Source organism: Paenibacillus sp. CR_12, assembly GCF_041953985.1.
In the GTDB taxonomy this organism is placed as follows: Bacteria; Bacillota; Bacilli; order Paenibacillales; family Paenibacillaceae; genus Paenibacillus_AQ; species Paenibacillus_AQ lautus_A.
The window spans coordinates 186,162-205,233 of sequence record NZ_JAVFHO010000004.1 but is presented as its reverse complement, the minus strand read 5'-3'; the positions used below and the strand labels follow the sequence as shown (position 1 = coordinate 205,233).

The following is a 19,072-nucleotide window of genomic DNA, read 5'->3' as shown; positions in this document are numbered from 1 at the left end:
CCTAATGATAATATGGAGCGGATCGTTCGCCCGCCGTATCGTCAAACAGCTTATCAATGCCGTAAAACACCGCGGACGTACCGTCCTCGAGACAGTCGATTGGAACGCTGTGCGTACTACCCAAGGCCAGCTGCATATCCCTTTCCCATAAGGGCAGGCTGCCCGAGATCTGTCCGCCCAGCACCAAGCGGTCCGGCCGGAATCCGGATAGGTAGGGCCGCAGCATGCCTCCCAGATTGCTGCCGTATTCCCGGAATAATTCGCGGGCCTGCTCATTACCTCGCGTTGCCGCTTCCGCCAGATCGGCTACGTCGATTCCGTCCGTCAGGAGTCCACGCTCCGAGGCCATCCTCAGAATGCCTCTTCTCCCGAAATAGCTGTCCACGATGTGGTCCCGGTAAGGCTCCGCATACAGCATGCCGCTGCCAGGGATACCGTCCTTGCCGGCTACGATCCGGCCATTCTCCACGAAGGCCGAACCGAGGCCCGTACCGAGCGTCAGGCATACGAGACGTTCCGCCCTGAACCGGATGGAGGCGCCCAGCCCGAACATGAAGGCGTCGTTCCCGAACCGGATATCGGCAGCGGTCAAACGATTCATCATGGCACCCGGAAAGGATGGTTTGAGGCTCTGGAACTTCGAACGGAGCAGATCCCGAACCGACAGTTTGTACAGCCCATCATATTTGCCGATGCTTTGAAGAAGGGCAACGCCTTTTGCGTAATCGAAGGGCCCCGGAAAGGCAAAGCCGATCCGGATCGAATCGCGATAGTCCACCGGCCGGAAGGCCGAGGCGTAAAAGCGTAACAAATCATGGCAGGCGCCGGCGAAGCTGGCGATTGCTTCCTCCGCCGTTCCTTGCGATGCCGAAGGCCGGATGAGGAACGAGCCGGGGACAAGCTGCCCGTTCACGAGCAGCGCCCCCTTCAAAGCGGTTCCCCCGGCATCTAGCGTTATGGTGATGGGGGCAGGGGGAGACGGGCTTCCCGGATCGTCCCAATCAGGGCGGTTCATGAAAACGCTCCGTTTGCCGCTCTCCGGGAAGGCGGAAGCAGCGGGAGATTCCATTCCGGGTTGACCCTGGCCGCAATCAAGGTGCATGGGGATCCGGACAGGTTCTCCAAACGGTATTCGCCTATACATGCCGGAACGATGTAGGATTCCGCGTAGCCCCATTCAACGGCCCCACCCTCGTTCGCTGCCGGTACAAGGCGGACGCGGTCGCCTTCCACAAGATTGTACATAACGAACTCTCCTTGGGTATCCGCTTTCCACGCATCCTGCAAATTCAGCCTGCTAACCTGGAACAGAAGATCTTCCCGTTGTCCCAGCAGTTCCTCCGTGCTGCCGCCTTGACGGCTCACGACGGATGGCCTAGCGATAAGCCCGTCCTCTACTGCCGGCGTATTCATGGCGTCATTGATATTGTGGCGCGCATGCTCAGGGTTCATCGGGCGTGGCTTGCCATCGGCGTCCAGCCGCAGATAATCATAAATCTTGAATGTAAACCACCAGGTAGTCGAGGAGATTTCCAGCACGAGATTATCCCTGCCGGAGCAGTGGACCGTACCCGGTGGAATAAGGTAGAGATCCCCTGTTTGCGAGCGGTACTCGTTAACGTAGTCGGAGAGCTCCAGCGGCTCTTCCTGAAGATGGGCATTCTCGACGGCTTCAAGGAGCCGTCCGCCGGTGATCCCTTCCTTCAGTCCCAAATACACCTTGGCTCCCGGGACATTACGCATGATGTAGTACGACTCTTGCTGTGTCATATGTTCATTGAACTGCGCCTCTGCATATTCCTGCAGCGGATGCACCTGAAGCGACAGCTCGCCGCCTTGCATCGTATCCAGATAGTCAAACCGAATCGGAAAATAATCGCCGAACAGCTCGAAATTACGCGTTCCCATAATTTCCTGGGGGGCTGCCTCCATCAACAAAGTGAACGGAACCTCGAAGGTGACATTCTGCACGCGCAGCAGCAGCGTGTTCTCGGGAGCGATGGGTTCAAAGCTCCAGGCGCAGTTCGGCCATTCTTCGGGAAGGCCGCACAATTCCTTAAGGTATTGCCCTCCCCATATCCCCGGGGCAAAAAACGGCTTGACCCGAAACGGCTGCCGGGCCGCTTGATGCAGCACGCTTGCCAATTTCGCTGCAGGCAGCCAGACAGGAGCTTCCGAACGATTCAAATCCATATAGTACGATTGGTTGACCGAATGCTGGACATGATGGTCCAGCCAGTCCCGGCGGTAAGTCTCCCAGACGGGCCATTCGAGAAACAGGCAGTTCTTGTAGGTCTCAACCTTATCGCTCGAGATGCCGAGGCCGAAGCTGCCCATACGCTCCGCATGGCGCCGCTGCTGGTTTTCGCGGGAGTAATCGGCGTAGAAGCGAAGATCGGGAGTTCTGCCTTCCAGCAGCGAGGCACCCGGGCCGTGCAGCACGTGAATGCCGCACATCGCGTCAAATTGCAGCGCGCTTTTTTGCAAGGCAGCCTTAGCGCCCGGCTGAAAATATTGAATAGGACGGACATCCGAGGCTTTATAGCCGAATGCCCGGTTATCGGTCAGATAAGGAGCCATCTCGGCCCGGAGCTCGGCTTCGGGTTTTACGTAATGGGACGTCGAATCGCTCGAGAAGGCGATGCCCTCTTGTTCGCAGGTTTGCTGAAGGTGGATCAGTAGTTTATCGAAATCGGCACCGTGCGTTCCGTCAAGCGTAATGTAGACGCCGCGCTTTTCGGGGGGATGAAGCTGCGATTTTTGTTTGTGGGTCGACATGATGAACGAGCACCAGGAGTCGATCCCCTGATTCATGAACAAGGGCTCGTGGCGAAAATCCACAGGATTGATCGGATGTGATTGAAAGGCAGTTGCAGGTTTCATGGATTGGATGTATCCTCCCTTCCGGAATGTCTGTTACGACTTCATTGTAGAAGGCAAGGGAGGATACGTCTTTATAAAAAGAGGAAGTGTTTTTGTACGATCAGGACATCGGCGGGCCTTGGGCGCTAAACCTCGGAGTCGTAGCGTCCTTCCGAAAACTGCGAGCGCCGGAAGCGGGCCGGGGTTACGCCAAGTTTGGACGTAAATACCCTGGTGAAGTAATGCACGGACTCGAATCCGCAGCTGACGGCAATCTCCTTGATCTGGCGATCCGTATGGAGGAGCATATGCTTTGCCTGCTGCACGCGCTGCTCCTGTACATAATGGACAAAGGATTGATGGCCGTATTTGCGAAACAGCCGGGTTAAATGACGGGTCGTGATGTGGAGATGGCCCGCCACGCGCTCCAGCGAGAGCGGTTCGTTGAGGTTGTCCTTGATAAACAGTTCGGCCTGATGAAACATGGAGGTTCCTTCATCGTTTGCTTCGGCGCCGGAAGGCTCATGATGGAAGCCCGGGCCATGGACGGTCAGAAAGGATACTATCAGTGATGCGGCCAAACTGTTCAGCATTTGCGGCGGGTGCTGTTTGCCGGAACCCGCATGAAACAGCGATAACAGCGAAAGCCACAATAATCCGGACGCCTGCCGGGCACCTTCTGCAACCACCGGATTGCCTTGTTTGGCCAGCAACCGGAACGCGGCCGCATAAAACTCGCCGGTTGCCCTTTCTTCCGGTTCAAAGGCGACATAGCATAAGGCCAAGCCGTCCTTGCTTCTTATTTGATGCTGGACGCCCGGCCGTGAGAGAAACAGCGTGCCCGAATGGAGATGAAACTCTCTCTCGCCTTCGATATAGGTTCCGTTGCCTGTTAACACGTAACAAGCTTCAAAAAAAGAATGCTTGTGCTCCGTATTGTCGTAGTGGCGCGGCATGAACCCCCAGTAATGGATCCGGATGCTCAGCTCCTGTTGTTCAATACGGCTCAAGGTACGATTTAATATGGAATTGGCCCGTTTGAATAACGGGATGAAAGCATCGTCATCGATTTGCATGGGAGATGGTTCTCCTTCGTTCATAAGGCAATGTCATCTGCCTTTAATATAGGTTGGATGATGTATCTTGGGTTGTCTCTCTATTATATATCACAAGATAAGATATAAAGAAAAAATGGGTATAGTGATGTAATGCATAGACAGCTACATAAGTTCTTCACAAGTCGCTGTTATGCTATGAATATTCACTATAAGAGAGGAGTTCGTCATATGTCAGCAAAAAAACGATTAAAGCCGCTTATTCTGGTTGCCTTCGCATCCCTCATCCTCGTGCTGGGCGCCTGCGGAAATACGGATGGCGCGAATCCGGATCAAGCGGAGAGCGTGGATACCACCGGCGGCATGGAAGGCATGGATCACGGCAGCATGAACCATTCCGGATCGGGCGAGGTTCCGGAAGGGTTGAAGACGGCGGACAATCCTGCCTATGCGGCCGGGACCCAAGCGATCATCGAATCCGACCACATGCCCGGGATGAAGGGGGCCCAAGCAACGATAGTCGGAGCTTACGATACGACGGTGTACACGATATCGTATACGCCGACGAACGGCGGGCCCGAAGTGAAGGATCATAAATGGGTCATTCATGAAGAGCTCAAGGATGCGGGCAAGGAGCCCCTGGAGCCGGGAGCGAAAGCCGTCGTGAATGCGGATCATATGGAGGGGATGAACGGTGCGACGGCCGTTATCGATTCCGCCGAGCAAACGACGGTCTATATGGTGGACTTCACGTCAACATCCGGAGAGGAAGTCAAGAACCACAAATGGGTCACGGAGAGTGAGTTATCTCCGGTCCAATAGCGTTCATTGAATAAAACAATCGCTCCCTTGAGATCAAGAGAGCGATTGTTTTTTTATGCGCAAGGAGGGTGATTCAGCTTCCTTTGATCTGCTGCAAGGCGGCTGTCAATTCCGGATATTGGAACTTGAAGCCGTGGCGCTGGGCTTTGGCCGGAAGGATTCGCTGGCCCTTTAACAGAATAAGCGACATTTCGCCCAGGATGCCTTGGAGCATGAATGCAGGCAGGGGCAGCCAATGCGGACGGCGATAGACCTTGGAGACGCTACGGCCAAATTCCTCGTTCGTGACCGCATGCGGGGAAGCGGCGTTCACGGCTCCGGAAATGTCTTCGTGCCGGATGCAATAATCGATTAATTCCACGATGTCGTCGATATGGATCCAGGAGAGCCATTGCTTGCCGCTGCCGATGTTGCCGCCGACCCCTAATTTATACGGCAGCAGCATTTTGGGGAGGGCACCGCCTTGATCGCCCAGAACGACGCTGATGCGCAGCTTGATTAACCGGTCGACCGGGATGCAATCGGCTGCCTGCTCCCATTGCTGCACAACCTCGGACGGGAAATCCATGATCGTGGCCGGACTGTCCTCATCAAACGCTTCAAACTCGGATGTACCATATATGGCCATTGCCGATGCTTGAAGAATGACCGGAGGTTTGTGCTCCAGGCGCTGCATCAGGTCCGCTACGGCAGTTACGGTTCGTTGCCGGGACTGAAGAATTCTCTTCTTGCCTGCTTGCGTCCAGCGCTGGCTCAGGGAGGAGCCGGCAAGGTTAACGAGTGCGTCCAAGCGCTCGAACCGCTCCGGATGGGATTTCATCTCATCCCAGGTTAAGTAGGATAATGACCCGTTCTGCTGCACAGCGGGGATCTCCGGCTTCGACCTGGTGACGATGATCATGTCATGTCCGTCGCGCAGCCAGCGCTTGCACAATGCTTGGCCAATGAAGCCGGTACCCCCGCAGATGGCTATTTTCATGAGTGAACCTCCTTGTTAAGTTATCATCAACCTTGATAAAACATGGCTGGGAATCACTACCCGTCATACGCTGAAGTGAGCCGAGAAGGGAATAACGATTCGTTACTTGTCAGAATCGTAAATCCAATATTATACAACCCATTATACAGGAAATGCGGCATGGCACCGCTATATGATATTTCAGTCAACGCTTCAGCTTCTGCCTGGCTAGGAGCGGAAAGAAACCGCAAAAAACAGTTTGCCGCACCCCATGCCTTGGAGCCAGGGGGTGAACAAACTGTTTTTTGCGCAAGTGCAAGCCGGTATCGATTTATCACGCAAACGCCTGCCTTACGATCGCCGCCGCCTGGTCCAGTTCTGCTTTGGTGATGATGAGCGGAGGGGCGAAGCGGATAATGGCTTCATGGGTTTCTTTGCAGAGCAGGCCGAGATCTTTCAGTTTCTCGCAATAGGATCTGGCCGGGACCTTGAGCTCCATGCCGATGAATAGACCTCTGCCGCGCACCTCCTGGATATCGGGATGCGGGATGGAACGAAGCAGCCGGAGAAAATATTCGCCGAGCTCCAGGGAGCGAACCTCCAGCGCTTCCTCAATGAACACGTCCATGGAGGCGATGGCCACCGCGCACCCGAGCGGATTTCCGCCGAAGGTGGAGCCGTGGGAACCCGGCTCGAATACATCCAGAATATCCGCGTCCGCCGCCACGGCAGAGACGGGAAAGACGCCGCCGCCCAGCGCTTTTCCAAGAATGTACATATCCGGCTCGACGTCCTCCCAGTCGCAGGCAAAGCGTTTGCCCGTCCTGCCGAAGCCGGTCTGGATTTCGTCCGCTAGCATAAGGACGCTGTGCTGCCTGCACAGCTCCAGTGCCCCGCTCAGGTATCCGTCAGGCGGAATCACGATGCCGGATTCGCCTTGGATCGGCTCCACGAGAAAAGCAGCCGTATTCGGCGAAATCGCCTGCTCCAGCGCCTCAAGGTCGCCATAGGGAATGACTTTGAATCCCGGCGTAAACGGACCGAAGTCCTCGCGGTATTCGCGGGATGAGGAGAAGGAGGTAACCGTGATCGTACGGCCGTGGAAATTGCCCTCGCAGACGATGATTTCAGCCTGATCTGCCGGAATACCTTTCTTCCGGTAAGCATAGCGACGCGCTGCCTTAAGCGCGGTTTCAACCGCCTCGGCTCCCGTATTCATGGGAAGAATCATCCCTTTGCCGGTTAAAGCGGACAGCTTCTCGTAAAAGTCGCCTAGTTGATCATGATGAAATGCGCGCGAGGTCAGGGTCACCCGATCCGCCTGTTCCTTTAAGGCCCGGATGATGCGGGGATGACAATGACCTGCGTTAAGTGCCGAGTAGGCGCTTAACATATCGATATACCGTTTGCCGTCCGAATCCGTCACATGAATGCCTTCAGCTGAAGCGATGACGATGGGAAGAGGGTGGTAGTTTCTCGCGCCGTACCTTTCGGCTTTCTCGATATAAGGGTCGGGAGCGTCCATGGCGTAACCTCCTTGGGAGTCTAAAGAAACCGCAACGCGGAAAATAGAGCATGCCCGCGGAAGAGGCTCTCATAATCAAGCGTGATGCCATGTCATGAAAATGTCATAAGATGCTTTCGCCCAGCATGGAGGCGATTAAACCGACAAGCAGCCGGGACGTCTTCTGCCCGCGGTCCAGCAGCGGGTTGTTCTCCACGAATTCGGCTGACGTCAGAATGCCGGATTCCGACAGCATCTCCATGGCCAGGTGCGCTTCCCGGTAGCTGAGCCCGCCTTGAACCGGCGTTCCTGTTCCCGGTGCGATCTTCGGATCGACACTGTCAATATCAAAGGAAAGATGAACGCCATCCGTTCCCGTTGACGATATGCGGATGGCTTCCTCCATGACCCGGAACATGCCCATGCGGTCGATATCCTGCATCGTGAAGCAGGCGATGCCTTCCCGGCGGATGAAGTCCCGCTCGCCCTGATCAAGTGAGCGCGCGCCGATGAGCACGACATGCTCCGGCTTAATGGTTGATTTAACGCCGCCGATCGAGGTTAGCCGCCGATCGCCTTTTCCCAAGCTGACAGCCAGGGACATGCCATGGATATTGCCGGTCGGGGTAGTATCCGGCGTATTGAGATCGGAATGGGCATCGATCCAGATGACGCCCAAGTTGCGGTAATGCCGGGTAAGTCCGGCGAGCGTGCCGATGGCTATGCTATGGTCGCCGCCGAGCACAAGTGGGAAGGTGCCCGCTACTGCCAGGGCGGATACGCGTGCTGCCAGCTGCTCGTTCATCGTCACGACTTCTGTCAAATGTTTTAATCGGGGATGATGCGCTTCATCCTTGCGCTCGGGGAGCGCAGCAGGGTCATCGACCTGGTAAGTTACACCGAGCGCGTTAAGCTTGCGTTTCAGACCGGCTTCGAATATGGCGTCCGGTCCCTGTCCGGCGCCGCGGCGGGTAGCTCCCCGGTCGAAGGGCACCGGGATGATCGATACGGTGGACGGAAGATTGTTCATCACTTTGCTCACCTCCACTTTGTAACAGTGTATTCCGGAGCCGGGCTGAGTGACTTGGGCAAAGCCCTATACAAGCTGATCAAATATGGAAAGTTTTGGATCGAACAAAAAATACCCTTTATGCATGATTCACGGGGTGACCGCAGAGGGCCCCATGAGGCAGCATAAAGGGTGTTAATGAAATGACTGCAATTCGAATTAGGTTTTATCGCATGCTTACGCGGCATGCCCGACGTTTATTTTACCGTTTTATTATAGGTCTCGATCTTGGAGCTGATCTCCTGGGCAGCTTTATCCAATGCTTCCTGCGGTGTTTTCTGACCGTTCAGCACTTCCTCGATGGCCGTTTCCGTCAGCTGGCGGGCCTCAGGGAACACGCCCATGACAGCGCCCTGCGTTGCCAGGTTGGCGGTCGTTTGATGCAGTTGATCCACCGCCGTCTGGAATTGAGGATATTTCTCCAGGTTTTCTTTTACCAGGGATTCTTCGTAAGCTTTGGTCGTGACCGGGAAGTAACCCGTGTTGACATGCCAGTAGGCTTGGGTTTGCGGCTCGGCCAAATACTTCATGAATTCCCAGGCGGCCTGCTGCTCTTCTTCCGATTTGTTGTTCATCAGCCACAGGCTTGCACCGCCGATGATAACGCCGCCTTCGCCGCCGTCAGCCGGTTTGGGCAGGAAAGCCGTGCCGACTTCGAATTTGCCTTCCGCTGCGCTGACGATTCCCCGGAGCGAAGCCGTGGAGTCCAGCGTCATGGCGACTTGGCCGGCTGCAAAGGCTTTTTTGGTGTCATCCGTTTTACGTCCCAGGTTCAGCAGGACTTTATCGTCCAGCATTTGCTTCCACCATTCCAGCGTTTTCACGGCAGCGGCGTTGTTGACTTGCGAAGCGGTTGCCGGAGAAGTGCGGCCGTTGCCGTTGTTCAGCAGCTCAACGCCTTGGTTCGCAAGGAATTGCTCCATGAACCAGCCGTATATTGCGAAGGATGCGCCGGTTTGGCCGCCTTTCGTTAGCGCTTTAGCCGCTTTCGCTACCTCTTCGTAGGTTTTTGGAGGATTTTCCGGATCCAGACCTGCCGCTTTAAAGGCATCTTTGTTGTAGTAAAGGATCGGGTTGGAGGAGTTGAACGGCATCGAATACAATTTGTCGTCGAATGTATAATAATTTTTGATATTCGGTTCCAAGGAGGAAATGTCGTATGCTTCAGCATCCATGAAGTCTTGAACCGGACGGATCGCCTTGGTGTCCATCATGAAACGGCTGCCGATTTCGTACACCTGAATCATGGTCGGTCCGCTGTTCGATCCCAACGAAGCCTTCAGCTTGTTCAAGCTTTCATCGTACGTGCCTTGAAACACGCCCTCTACCTGAATATCCTGGTGGGCTGCGTTAAAATCGGAAATCAGCTTGTCCGCAACGGTTCCGAGCTCGCCGCTCATGGAATGCCACCAAACGACCTTAACAGGTTCCTTGGCAGGTTCGCTGCCGGCGGCAACGGTCGTTTCTCCGGCGGCTGGCGTATTGCTGCAAGCGGCGCTGATCAGCATGAAGCAGGAAAGCAGGAGCATCGCGAAGGACCTTTTACCATAACGTTTCATGATCGGTTAATCTCTCCCTTTTTGAAAATAAAGTATGGTTTGATCTATCAGAAATTGCGTGAGCCCGTTTGATATCGATAACCGGCACGCAAGGCTGATCCAATATGGTCTACTGGGTCGGCATCGTGGCCATTAGCCCTTCAAAGCACCTGCGGTGATGCCGCGCACAAGGGGTTTCAGCCCGAGCGCAAGCAGCAGCAGGGAAGGCAGCAGCAGCAGGAGCACGCCGGAGAGTATCAGATTCCATGAGTTCATCTCTTCGAACTGCAGCATGCCGATCCCGATTTGGACGGTTCGCATCTCGACCCGGTTGGTTGTCAGAAGCGGCCACAGGTACATGTTCCAATTATTCAGGAACGAGTAGACCCCCAGCGTGGCGATTCCGGGGATGGATAACGGCAACACCATGCTCAGGAAAACGCGGACATGTCCGCAGCCGTCCACGCGGGCTGCTTCAAACAGCTCCTTCGGCAGCTGCAGGAAGGTCTGCCTGAGCAGGAAGGTTCCGAAGGCCGTGGCCAGAAATGGAATGATGAGCCCTTGATAGGTGTCCAGCCAGTTCAGGCTTTTGACCGTCAAGTAATTCGGAATCATGATCACCTCCCACGGGATCATCATCGTGGCGAGAAAGAGGCTGAACAGCAGCGTTTTTCCCGGAAATCGCAGGAAGGCGAAAGCGTATGCCGCCAGACTTGCGGTCACGATCTGTCCGAGCATGATGGCAATGGAGACAACAAGGCTGTTTCCGATAAAGGTAAGGACAGGAATCGTATCGATCACCTTGGCGAAGTTGGACAGATTGACGGCTTCGGGAAGCAGAGGCGGCGGATAGACGGCCGATTCGGCCTCGCTCATCAGCGATGTCGACAAGGTATATAGGAGCGGGAAAAGAACGGCCAACGAACCGAGAAGCAGCGCGATGTAGATGAAGCTTTTGGGCATGAGACGCATGTTCATTGGTAGTGCACCTTCTTCTCGACGAATTTAAATTGAAAGACGGTCAGCAGCAGAATGATGGCAAACAGGATGAGGGCCTGCGCGCTGCCGATGCCGAAGCGAAAATTGACGAAGGCATCCTGGTAGATGTTGAATACCATGACGTTGGTGCTGTTCATCGGACCGCCTTTGGTGAGGATGTTGATTTGCCCGAATGCTTGGAAGGCACCGATAACCGATACGACGGACGTGAAGAATAACGTAGGGGAGATTAGCGGCATCGTAATCCGGAAGAACGTTCTCAGCGGACCGGAGCCGTCAATCTTGGTGCTGTCATAGATATCCTCGGACACGCCCTGCATGCCGCTCAGCATCAGGATATAGTTGAATCCAAGATTCATCCAGACGGTCATAAGCGCGACGGAGATCATGGCCCATTTCGGATCGGTCAGCCATTGGACGGGCTGCGTGCCGAGCAGCGTCAGAAAATAATTCAGTATGCCTAAGGTCGGATGGTATAGAATCATCCAGATCATCGAGCCGGTACCGACGGACACGGCCATCGGAAGCGAGAAGATAAAGCGGAATATTTTCATGCCCTTGAGTTTGTTGTGCGTCAGGGCAGCCAGCAGAATCGCAGCCGCCATGCCGGTCGGAACCGTCAGCACGATGAACAGCAGGGTATTGCCAAAGCTTGTATAGAACATGTCGGAGGCCAATATTTCCCTGAAGTTGTCGAATCCTACGAATTCAGCTACCCGGCCTTGCGGATCGGTCAGGAACAGGCTAAGATAAACCGACTTGAGCAGCGGGTAGAATAAGAACAGGCCGAATATGAGCAGCGAAGGCGCTAAACATGCATAAGCGAGCAGAATTTCTCTGCGCCTTGTTCTCTTGATCGAGACGGGTTTCGCCGCGGTTGATACCTCCGGCTCGTTGACGTTCGGCGATAGAGAGTGCCCCGGAGAAGGAAGCGTGAATTCTTTTTCCATCATCATGTTTTACCTCACTTTCCAGCTTGGCCTTACAGCCTTGAGTATAGGAGCCGGATGTAAAATCCAGTAAGGGGTTTTGTAAGAATACCGTAATTTATTGCAGGACATGGCAGTTGCTGAAGGGTGCCGGTACAAGAATATTCCATTCCCTAAAAGCTTGCACGTTGAAAAGAGATGTGATATCTTATACCTGTAACCGGTTACACATGAATGAGGTGATGACGGTATGGCAACGATCAAGGATGTGGCGAATCAGGCGGGCGTATCCGTAGCCACGGTTTCGCGGGTTTTAAATGGAAACGGTTACGTGCATGAGGACACCAGGTCCAAGGTGGAACAGAGCATTCGAGAGCTGAATTACACGCCGAATGAAGTGGCGCGTTCTTTATACAAGAGGAAATCCAAATTGATAGGACTTTTGCTTCCCGACATCATGAACCCTTATTTCCCGCAGCTTGCCCGCGGGGTAGAGGACGAGATGCAGGAGAATGATTACCGATTGATCTTCGGAAACAGCGACGAGAGCAAGAAGAAGGAAATGGAGTACATTCAGACGTTTGTCCAGAATAATGTGGTTGGCGTCATATCATCGACCAACGATCCGGATGCCGACATGTATACGGGACTGAACATTCCCGTCGTGTTTCTCGACCGCACCTCGTCGGACCGCCCTTCCGTGTACGCGGATGGCCGTCAGGGAGGAAGAATAGCGGCTGAGGAAATCGTACGGCGAGGGAGTAAAGCCATAACGGTAATTCAAGGTCCGGCGGATGTGCGGCCTGCACAGGAACGTTTTGAAGGAGCTGTCGAGGTTCTGGAGCAACAGGCGGCTGCGTACCAAGTGCTGAAGACGACATCGTTTTCTTTAACCGATGCCGAAGAATTCGCCCAGAAAGTGTTCAGCGAATATCCGGACACGGATGGCATAATCGCGAGTAACGATATTATGGCATCCGCCGTGGTGAAGGAAGCGTTTCGGCTGGGGAAAAGGGTGCCGGAAGACGTACAAATTATCGGATTTGACGATATTCTGCTCAGCAGGCTGCTGGCCCCGCCGCTGTCAACGATTCATCAGCCGGCGTACGAAATGGGCCGGGAAGCGGCCAGATTGCTTATCGGACTTATCGAAGGGCAGCGCATAGAGAAAAGCAATATCGAATTCTCGGTAGAATTCATAGAGCGGCAGACAACGAGAAAGGTGGAATCGTGATGGCAAAAATCGTGGTAATCGGAAGCGCGTCGATGGACTTGGTGGTGACCTCCGCCAAGCGCCCCGGCGCGGGAGAGACGGTGCTGGGCGACAGCTTTAAGACGGTGCCCGGAGGGAAGGGGGCCAACCAGGCCGTCGCGGCGGCAAGGCTGGGTGCAGAGGTGACGATGGTTGGCTGCGTCGGTGACGATTCCTTCGGCGAAACGATTTTGAGCAACTTGCAGTCGAATGGTGTTATTACGGATTATGTGGAACCGGTTACAGGTATGGAAAGCGGCACGGCGCACATCATTTTGGCAGAGGGAGACAACAGCATCGTGGTGGTGAAGGCTGCCAATGATCGGATCACTCCGGAATACGTAGATCAGGCGGAAAAGGCAATCCAGGCGGCGGATATCGTGTTGATTCAGCAGGAGATTCCGGAAGAAACGGTGGTGCACGTGAGTGCGATATGCGCCAAGTATCAGGTGCCATTGATGCTGAACCCCGCTCCTGCCCGTCCGGTGCCGAGCGTCGTTATAGAACGGGCGGCATACATTACGCCAAACGAACATGAAGCCGCTATCCTGTTTCATGACGAGCCGCTCGGCGACGTGCTGCGCCGGTATCCGAATAAACTCATCGTAACGGAAGGGAAAAAGGGCGTTCGTTATTTTGACGGTATGCAAGAGGTCGTGGTTCCGGGCTACAAGGTTGAAGCCGTGGATACGACGGGTGCCGGCGATACATTCAACGGCGCATTCGCCGTGGCGCTGGCCGAGGGCATGAGCCTGACCGACAGCCTCAGATTCGCGAACCGCGCCGCTTCCTTGTCGGTCATGAAGTTCGGAGCGCAGGGCGGAATGCCGTCGCGTCTCGAAGTGGAAGGGAGCCTTTGACCATGAAGAAGAACGGCATGCTGAACAGCCACATCGCGAAAGTGCTGGCGGATCTGGGGCACACCGATACCATCGTGGTCGGGGACGTTGGCCTTCCGGTTCCTCCAGGCGTTCCGAAGATCGACCTGGCGCTAACGCTGGGGACGCCGAGCTTTATGGAGGTGGTGGAGGCGATCGCCGACGATATGGTCGTTGAAAAAATCGTCATTGCTGAAGAAATGAAGCGGGAGAATAAGGAAACACTGCATGATATAGAGGAACAATTTCAGGATTGCGAGATCGAGGCTTGCACGCACGAGCAGTTCAAGGAACGGACTCGAAACGCCAAGGCGGTTATCCGTACAGGCGAAGCCAAGCCCTATGCGAACTGCATTTTGCAGGCCGGCGTTCATTTCGGTTAAAGAGGAGGAAGCATCATGAACATTCAGATGACGAATATCCATAAATCCTTTGGCACGAACCGGGTGCTGGCGGGCGTGGACTTTGATCTCCGGGAAGGAGAGGTTCATGCCCTGATGGGAGAGAACGGCGCGGGCAAATCGACGCTGATGAATATTTTAACCGGGCTTCACAGCCGGGATGAGGGCAAGATCTTGATCGACGGTCAGGAAACCTATTTTGCGAACCCGAAGGAAGCCGAAGAGAGAGGCGTCGCCTTCATCCACCAGGAGCTCAACATCTGGCCGGAGATGACGGTTCTGGATAACTTGTTTATCGGCAAGGAGATGACATCCGGCCTGGGATTCCTCAACATGAAACAAATGAAGGCGCTTGCGAAGGAACAGTTCGGCAAATTGGCGGTGACGATACCGTTGACGCAGGAGGCAGGGGAATGCTCCGTCGGCCAGCAGCAGATGATTGAGATCGCCAAAGCGCTCATGACCAAAGCGAAAGTCATCATTATGGACGAGCCCACGGCGGCACTGACCGAAAGGGAAATCGAGAAGCTGTTCGGCGTCATCCGCTCGTTGAAAAAGCAGGGCGTATCCATCGTTTACATTTCCCACCGCATGGAGGAGATCTTCACGATCTGCGACCGGATCACGGTTATGAGGGATGGCAAATCCGTGGACACCAAGCCGATTCCCGAAACCAACTTTGACGAAGTCGTCAAAAAGATGGTCGGCCGGGAGCTGACCGAGCGATATCCCGCACGGCATCCGTCTCCGGGCGAACCGGTGCTGGAAGTGAAGAATATTACCGGCAAGGGCCGGTTCGAGAATGTGAGCTTCTCGGTCCGAGCCGGCGAGATCGTAGGCGTATCCGGTTTGATGGGCGCGGGGCGCACCGAGATGATGCGAGCGATCTTCGGGCTGGACCCGCTGGACAGCGGGGAAATCTGGGTGCGCGGCAAAAAGGTTCATATCAAGAAGCCGGATGATGCCGTGAAACACGGCATTGGATTCATAACGGAGGACCGCAAGGATGAAGGGCTGGTGCTGGATTTCTCGGTCCGTGAAAATATGGCGCTGCCCAATCTGTTCAGCTTCTCATCCCGAGGATTCATTTCCGGGAAGAAGGAGCAGGATTTCGTGGATACGCTGACAAAGCGGCTGCAGATCAAGACCCATTCATCCGAAACGCACGCCCGCAATCTGTCGGGGGGGAACCAGCAGAAGGTGGTTATCGCCAAATGGATCGGCATTGGGCCGAGCGTGCTCATCCTGGACGAGCCGACCCGGGGCGTGGACGTAGGGGCGAAGCGCGAAATTTACCAGCTGATGAATGAGCTGACCGAACGCGGCGTGGCGATTCTGATGGTTTCGTCGGAGCTGCCGGAGGTGCTCGGGATGAGCGACCGGATTCTCGTCGTTCACGAGGGTAAGATATCCGGTGAACTGGACCGCGAACAAGCCACGCAGGAACACATCATGACTCTAGCTACAGGGGGACAGTAATATGACAACTATTAACGATGCCAAGGCGGGAAAAGGGTTCAAGGTCTCAGGTTTGACGCAAAAGCTCGGTCCGCTGCTCGGACTGATCATTCTGATCGTCATCGTTTCCGTCCTGAATCCAAGCTTCTTGGAACCGCTTAACATTCTGAACCTGCTGCGTCAGGTATCGATTAACGCACTGATTGCTTTCGGTATGACGTTTGTTATCCTGACGGGCGGCATTGACCTGTCGGTCGGTTCGATTCTCGCGCTCTCCAGCGCATTTGTCGCCAATATGATGGTGGCCGGGTTTGACCCGATTCTCTCGATCATCATCGGCGTTGCGCTTGGCGGCGTGATGGGCATGATCAACGGTCTCATGATCACCAAGGGGAAAATGGCGCCGTTTATCGCCACCTTGGCTACCATGACGATATTCCGGGGACTTACGCTGGTTTATACGAACGGTAATCCGATTACCGGGCTTGGCGACAGCCTTGTATTCCAATTGTTCGGCCGCGGATACCTGCTGGGCATTCCCGTGCCGGCCATTACGATGATCATCACGTTTGCCGTGCTGTGGGTCATCCTGCATAAAACGTCGTTTGGCCGCAAAACGTATGCCATCGGCGGTAACGAAAAGGCATCGCTTGTATCCGGCATTAAGGTACCGCGCGTAAAGATTATGATTTATTCCCTGGCAGGGATGCTGTCCGCGCTGGCGGGCGCGATTCTGACCTCCCGTTTGAATTCCGCGCAGCCGACTGCGGGTACCTCCTATGAATTGGATGCCATCGCAGCCGTTGTGCTGGGCGGTACAAGCCTGACCGGCGGACGCGGCCGAATTGTCGGCACGCTGATCGGGGTGCTGATCATCGGAATTCTGAACAACGGGCTCAACCTGCTCGGCGTGAACTCATTCTATCAAATGGTTGTCAAAGGTGTCGTGATTGCGATTGCCGTACTGCTCGACCGCAAGAAATCGGCTTAAGGGGGAGAATGAACGATGAAAAAAACAACTTTGCTGCTCGTATCACTCATGCTGATCTTCATCACGGGCTGTTCCCTGGAGCCGCCGGAATGGGCGAAGCCCAAAGCCGGCGGGGACGTCAAAGACATCAAGATCGGTCTTTCCATCTCCACCTTGAATAACCCGTTCTTCGTCTCCTTGAAGGATGGCGTCGTCGCCGAAGCGGCGAAGCAGGGAATGGAGGTCGTTGTCGTTGACGCGCAGAACGACTCAGCCAAGCAGAGCAATGACGTCGACGACCTGATTCAGCAGGGCGTCAATGCACTGCTGATTAACCCGACGGATTCGTCCGCGATCTCGACCGTGGTCCAAACGGCGAACAGCCTGGGCATTCCGGTCATCACGCTGGACCGTTCGGCGGATCAAGGCGAGGTGGCTGCGCTGGTCGCCTCGGATAACGTGAAGGGCGGCCAAATGGCAGCCGAATATATCGTGGAGCAGTTGGGCAAAGATACGAAGGTCATTGAACTCGAAGGCGTTCCGGGCGCTTCCGCGACCCGCGAACGGGGCAAGGGCTTCCATGATATCGCGGATGAGCAGCTGAACGTGGTAGCGAAGCAAGCGGCGGATTTTGACCGGACCAAAGGTCTTACCGTGACCGAAAATCTCCTGCAGGGCAATCCGGACGCCAAAGCGATATTTGCCCACAATGACGAAATGGCCCTGGGCGCAATCGAAGCGATTCAAAGCTCGGGCAAAGACATCATGGTCATCGGCTTTGACGGCAACGACGATGCGCTGAAGTCCATCGAAGCCGGCAATCTGACGGCAACGGTAGCCCAGCAGCCCGAACTGATCGGTCAGCTCGCCGTCGGCGCAGCCAAGGACGTGCTGCAGGGCAAAGAGGTGGAAGCGAATATCGCGGCACCGCTGAAGCTGGTCGTGAAGGAATAACTCGCGAAAATCAAGAAGCGTTGCCCTGCGATAGAAGCAGGGTAACGCTTTTTTTTGCCATCCTGCTCATTCCATTCCGGACTGCGATGTAACTCACAGCCTTGCGATGGCAGCAGGAATACAATATCGTAAAAGAGAACAGTTATTTCGCATATGATATTATAATGGTTGTGTATGCGTTTACTGCTTAGATGTAAAAAAGGAGCTATGTATCTATGACGACGGAAAAAAGAAAACAAGCGATCGTGATCGTGGGCTACGGCGGAATGGGCAGCTACCATGCCAAGCTGATTAAGGACAACGCGTTTCTTGAGGTGACCGGAACCTACGATATTCTGGAAGAGCGCAGGAAGGCGTCCCGGGAGGACGGATATGCTGCCTACGAGAGTTATGAGCAGGTGTTGAACGATGCCGCGGTTGACGTGGTGCTCATTGCAACGCCGAACGACGTGCATAAGGAGCTGGCCCTTCAGGCGTTTGCGGCCGGCAAGCATGTCATCTGCGAGAAGCCGGTAACATTGTCCGTAAGCGACTTTAAGGATATGGTCTCCGCTGCCGATGCGGCCGGACGGGTGCTGATGGTCCACCAGAACCGCCGCTGGGACGAGGACTTCCTGACGATTAAGCAAATGTACAACGAAAAGACGATTGGCGATTTGTTCCGTATCGAATCCAGGGTGCACGGGGCGAACGGCATTCCGGGCGACTGGCGCCATCTGGAAGCCCACGGCGGCGGCATGCTGCTGGACTGGGGCGTGCATTTGCTGGACCAGATCCTGTTCATGGTGGACAGCCGGATGACCAGCCTGAGCAGCCGCTTGAGCTTTATTTTGGGCGATGAGGTGGATGACGGCTTTGAATCGGTCATCGAATTCGAGAACGGCGTATCGGTTCTGATCGAAGTGGGAACGACGAATTTCATTACGCTTCCACGCTGGTATGTCAAAGGAACCGAGGGAACCGGCATTATTGAGGACTGGTCGTTAAACGGAAGAGTCGTTACCCGGAATCAGGATGCCGCGAAAGTGGAGCCGAAGCCGATTCAAGCCGGGGTAGGCTTGACCAAAACGATGGCCCCTCCTTCCGAAGAAGCTACCATTACGGGTGCCCTGCCGGAGCCGTACCGTCAATCCAGCAGCTTCTTCGATAACTTTGCGGCCGTGACCCGGGGCGAGGCAGAACCGATCGTGAAGAACGAGGAAGTGCTGCGCGTCCTGAACCTGATCGAAGCGGTGTTTGAATCCGCCAGAACGGGCGAAACGCTGAAGGATTTCGACATTTACCCTGCGTAACCTGACGAAGGACAGCACTTATTGAAAGAATATCTTAAAAAAAAGTACCGCGGCCGCTAAGCGATTGTGCTTGAGGCTGCGGTACTTTTTATGTTGACTTCGTCTACCTGCCAATTCTTCATGGATTGCCA

General features: G+C 54.9%; 17 protein-coding genes. 8 read left to right on the top strand and 9 right to left on the bottom strand.

The features are described 5' to 3' along the window. Position 1: 1 nt before the first annotated feature. The 3 genes from RB297_RS16595 to RB297_RS16585 all read right to left on the bottom strand — a co-directional run bounded on the left by RB297_RS16595 (position 2) and on the right by RB297_RS16585 (position 3,938). Positions 2-1,015, bottom strand: coding sequence for an ROK family protein (locus RB297_RS16595; protein ID WP_375120975.1), 1,014 nt, complete (start codon positions 1,013-1,015; stop codon positions 2-4). Further along, a complete protein-coding gene (locus RB297_RS16590) occupies positions 1,012-2,883 on the bottom strand; it encodes a class I mannose-6-phosphate isomerase (protein WP_375120974.1) in 1,872 nt (623 codons plus the stop codon). The genes RB297_RS16595 and RB297_RS16590 overlap by 4 nt, the downstream gene beginning before the upstream one ends. 125 nt (positions 2,884-3,008) lie before the next feature. Beyond that, positions 3,009-3,938 carry a helix-turn-helix domain-containing protein gene (locus RB297_RS16585; protein WP_375120973.1) on the bottom strand — a complete coding sequence of 310 codons (930 nt, stop codon included), beginning with the start codon at positions 3,936-3,938 and terminating at the stop codon, positions 3,009-3,011. A 210-nt stretch (positions 3,939-4,148) separates the two neighbouring features. Between RB297_RS16585 and RB297_RS16580 the strand changes: the two genes are divergently transcribed. Further along, positions 4,149-4,739 carry a YdhK family protein gene (locus RB297_RS16580; RefSeq protein WP_015734370.1) on the top strand — a complete coding sequence of 197 codons (591 nt, stop codon included), beginning with the start codon at positions 4,149-4,151 and terminating at the stop codon, positions 4,737-4,739. A gap of 73 nt (positions 4,740-4,812) precedes the next feature. Here RB297_RS16580 and RB297_RS16575 read toward each other — a convergent pair whose 3' ends face one another. The 6 genes from RB297_RS16575 to RB297_RS16550 form a co-directional block, all read right to left on the bottom strand. Next, a complete protein-coding gene (locus RB297_RS16575) occupies positions 4,813-5,718 on the bottom strand; it encodes a TIGR01777 family oxidoreductase (RefSeq protein WP_096773169.1) in 906 nt (301 codons plus the stop codon). 313 nt (positions 5,719-6,031) lie between these two features. After that, complete coding sequence (locus RB297_RS16570; protein WP_096773170.1) at positions 6,032-7,222, bottom strand: ornithine--oxo-acid transaminase; 1,191 nt, start codon at positions 7,220-7,222, stop codon at positions 6,032-6,034. Positions 7,223-7,325: 103 nt separating this feature from the next. After that, the gene (gene rocF / locus RB297_RS16565; RefSeq protein ID WP_096773171.1) at positions 7,326-8,231 is read right to left on the bottom strand and encodes an arginase; all 906 of its coding nucleotides are present in this window, start codon (positions 8,229-8,231) and stop codon (positions 7,326-7,328) included. Positions 8,232-8,467: 236 nt separating this feature from the next. Continuing rightward, on the bottom strand, positions 8,468-9,829 hold the full coding sequence (locus RB297_RS16560; RefSeq protein ID WP_192572538.1) for an ABC transporter substrate-binding protein: 1,362 nt from the start codon (positions 9,827-9,829) through the stop codon (positions 8,468-8,470). A 132-nt stretch (positions 9,830-9,961) separates the two neighbouring features. Further along, positions 9,962-10,786, bottom strand: coding sequence for a carbohydrate ABC transporter permease (locus tag RB297_RS16555; RefSeq protein ID WP_009592559.1), 825 nt, complete (start codon positions 10,784-10,786; stop codon positions 9,962-9,964). Next, positions 10,783-11,763, bottom strand: coding sequence for a carbohydrate ABC transporter permease (locus RB297_RS16550; protein ID WP_096773173.1), 981 nt, complete (start codon positions 11,761-11,763; stop codon positions 10,783-10,785). The genes RB297_RS16555 and RB297_RS16550 overlap by 4 nt, the downstream gene beginning before the upstream one ends. 223 nt (positions 11,764-11,986) lie before the next feature. On the opposite strand from RB297_RS16550, the gene RB297_RS16545 reads away from it, so the two are divergent. The 7 genes from RB297_RS16545 to RB297_RS16515 all read left to right on the top strand — a co-directional run bounded on the left by RB297_RS16545 (position 11,987) and on the right by RB297_RS16515 (position 18,941). Beyond that, positions 11,987-12,970 carry a LacI family DNA-binding transcriptional regulator gene (locus RB297_RS16545; RefSeq protein ID WP_192572536.1) on the top strand — a complete coding sequence of 328 codons (984 nt, stop codon included), beginning with the start codon at positions 11,987-11,989 and terminating at the stop codon, positions 12,968-12,970. Beyond that, the gene (gene rbsK / locus RB297_RS16540) at positions 12,970-13,848 is read left to right on the top strand and encodes a ribokinase (protein ID WP_375120971.1); all 879 of its coding nucleotides are present in this window, start codon (positions 12,970-12,972) and stop codon (positions 13,846-13,848) included. The genes RB297_RS16545 and rbsK overlap by 1 nt, the downstream gene beginning before the upstream one ends. 2 nt (positions 13,849-13,850) lie before the next feature. Then, positions 13,851-14,249, top strand: a complete 399-nt coding sequence (gene rbsD / locus RB297_RS16535; protein WP_096773175.1) for a D-ribose pyranase — start codon at positions 13,851-13,853, stop codon at positions 14,247-14,249. Between the two features lie 15 nt (positions 14,250-14,264). Next, on the top strand, positions 14,265-15,746 hold the full coding sequence (locus RB297_RS16530; RefSeq protein ID WP_192572534.1) for a sugar ABC transporter ATP-binding protein: 1,482 nt from the start codon (positions 14,265-14,267) through the stop codon (positions 15,744-15,746). 1 nt (position 15,747) lies between these two features. Next, entirely contained in the window at positions 15,748-16,716 is a 969-nt protein-coding gene (gene rbsC, locus RB297_RS16525; protein ID WP_090912858.1) for a ribose ABC transporter permease RbsC, read from the top strand. 15 nt (positions 16,717-16,731) lie between these two features. Next, on the top strand, positions 16,732-17,649 hold the full coding sequence (gene rbsB / locus RB297_RS16520; RefSeq protein WP_096773177.1) for a ribose ABC transporter substrate-binding protein RbsB: 918 nt from the start codon (positions 16,732-16,734) through the stop codon (positions 17,647-17,649). 215 nt (positions 17,650-17,864) lie between these two features. Further along, positions 17,865-18,941 (top strand): Gfo/Idh/MocA family protein, encoded by a 1,077-nt coding sequence (locus tag RB297_RS16515; protein ID WP_096773178.1) that lies wholly within the window; start codon positions 17,865-17,867, stop codon positions 18,939-18,941. Positions 18,942-19,072: the final 131 nt, after the last annotated feature.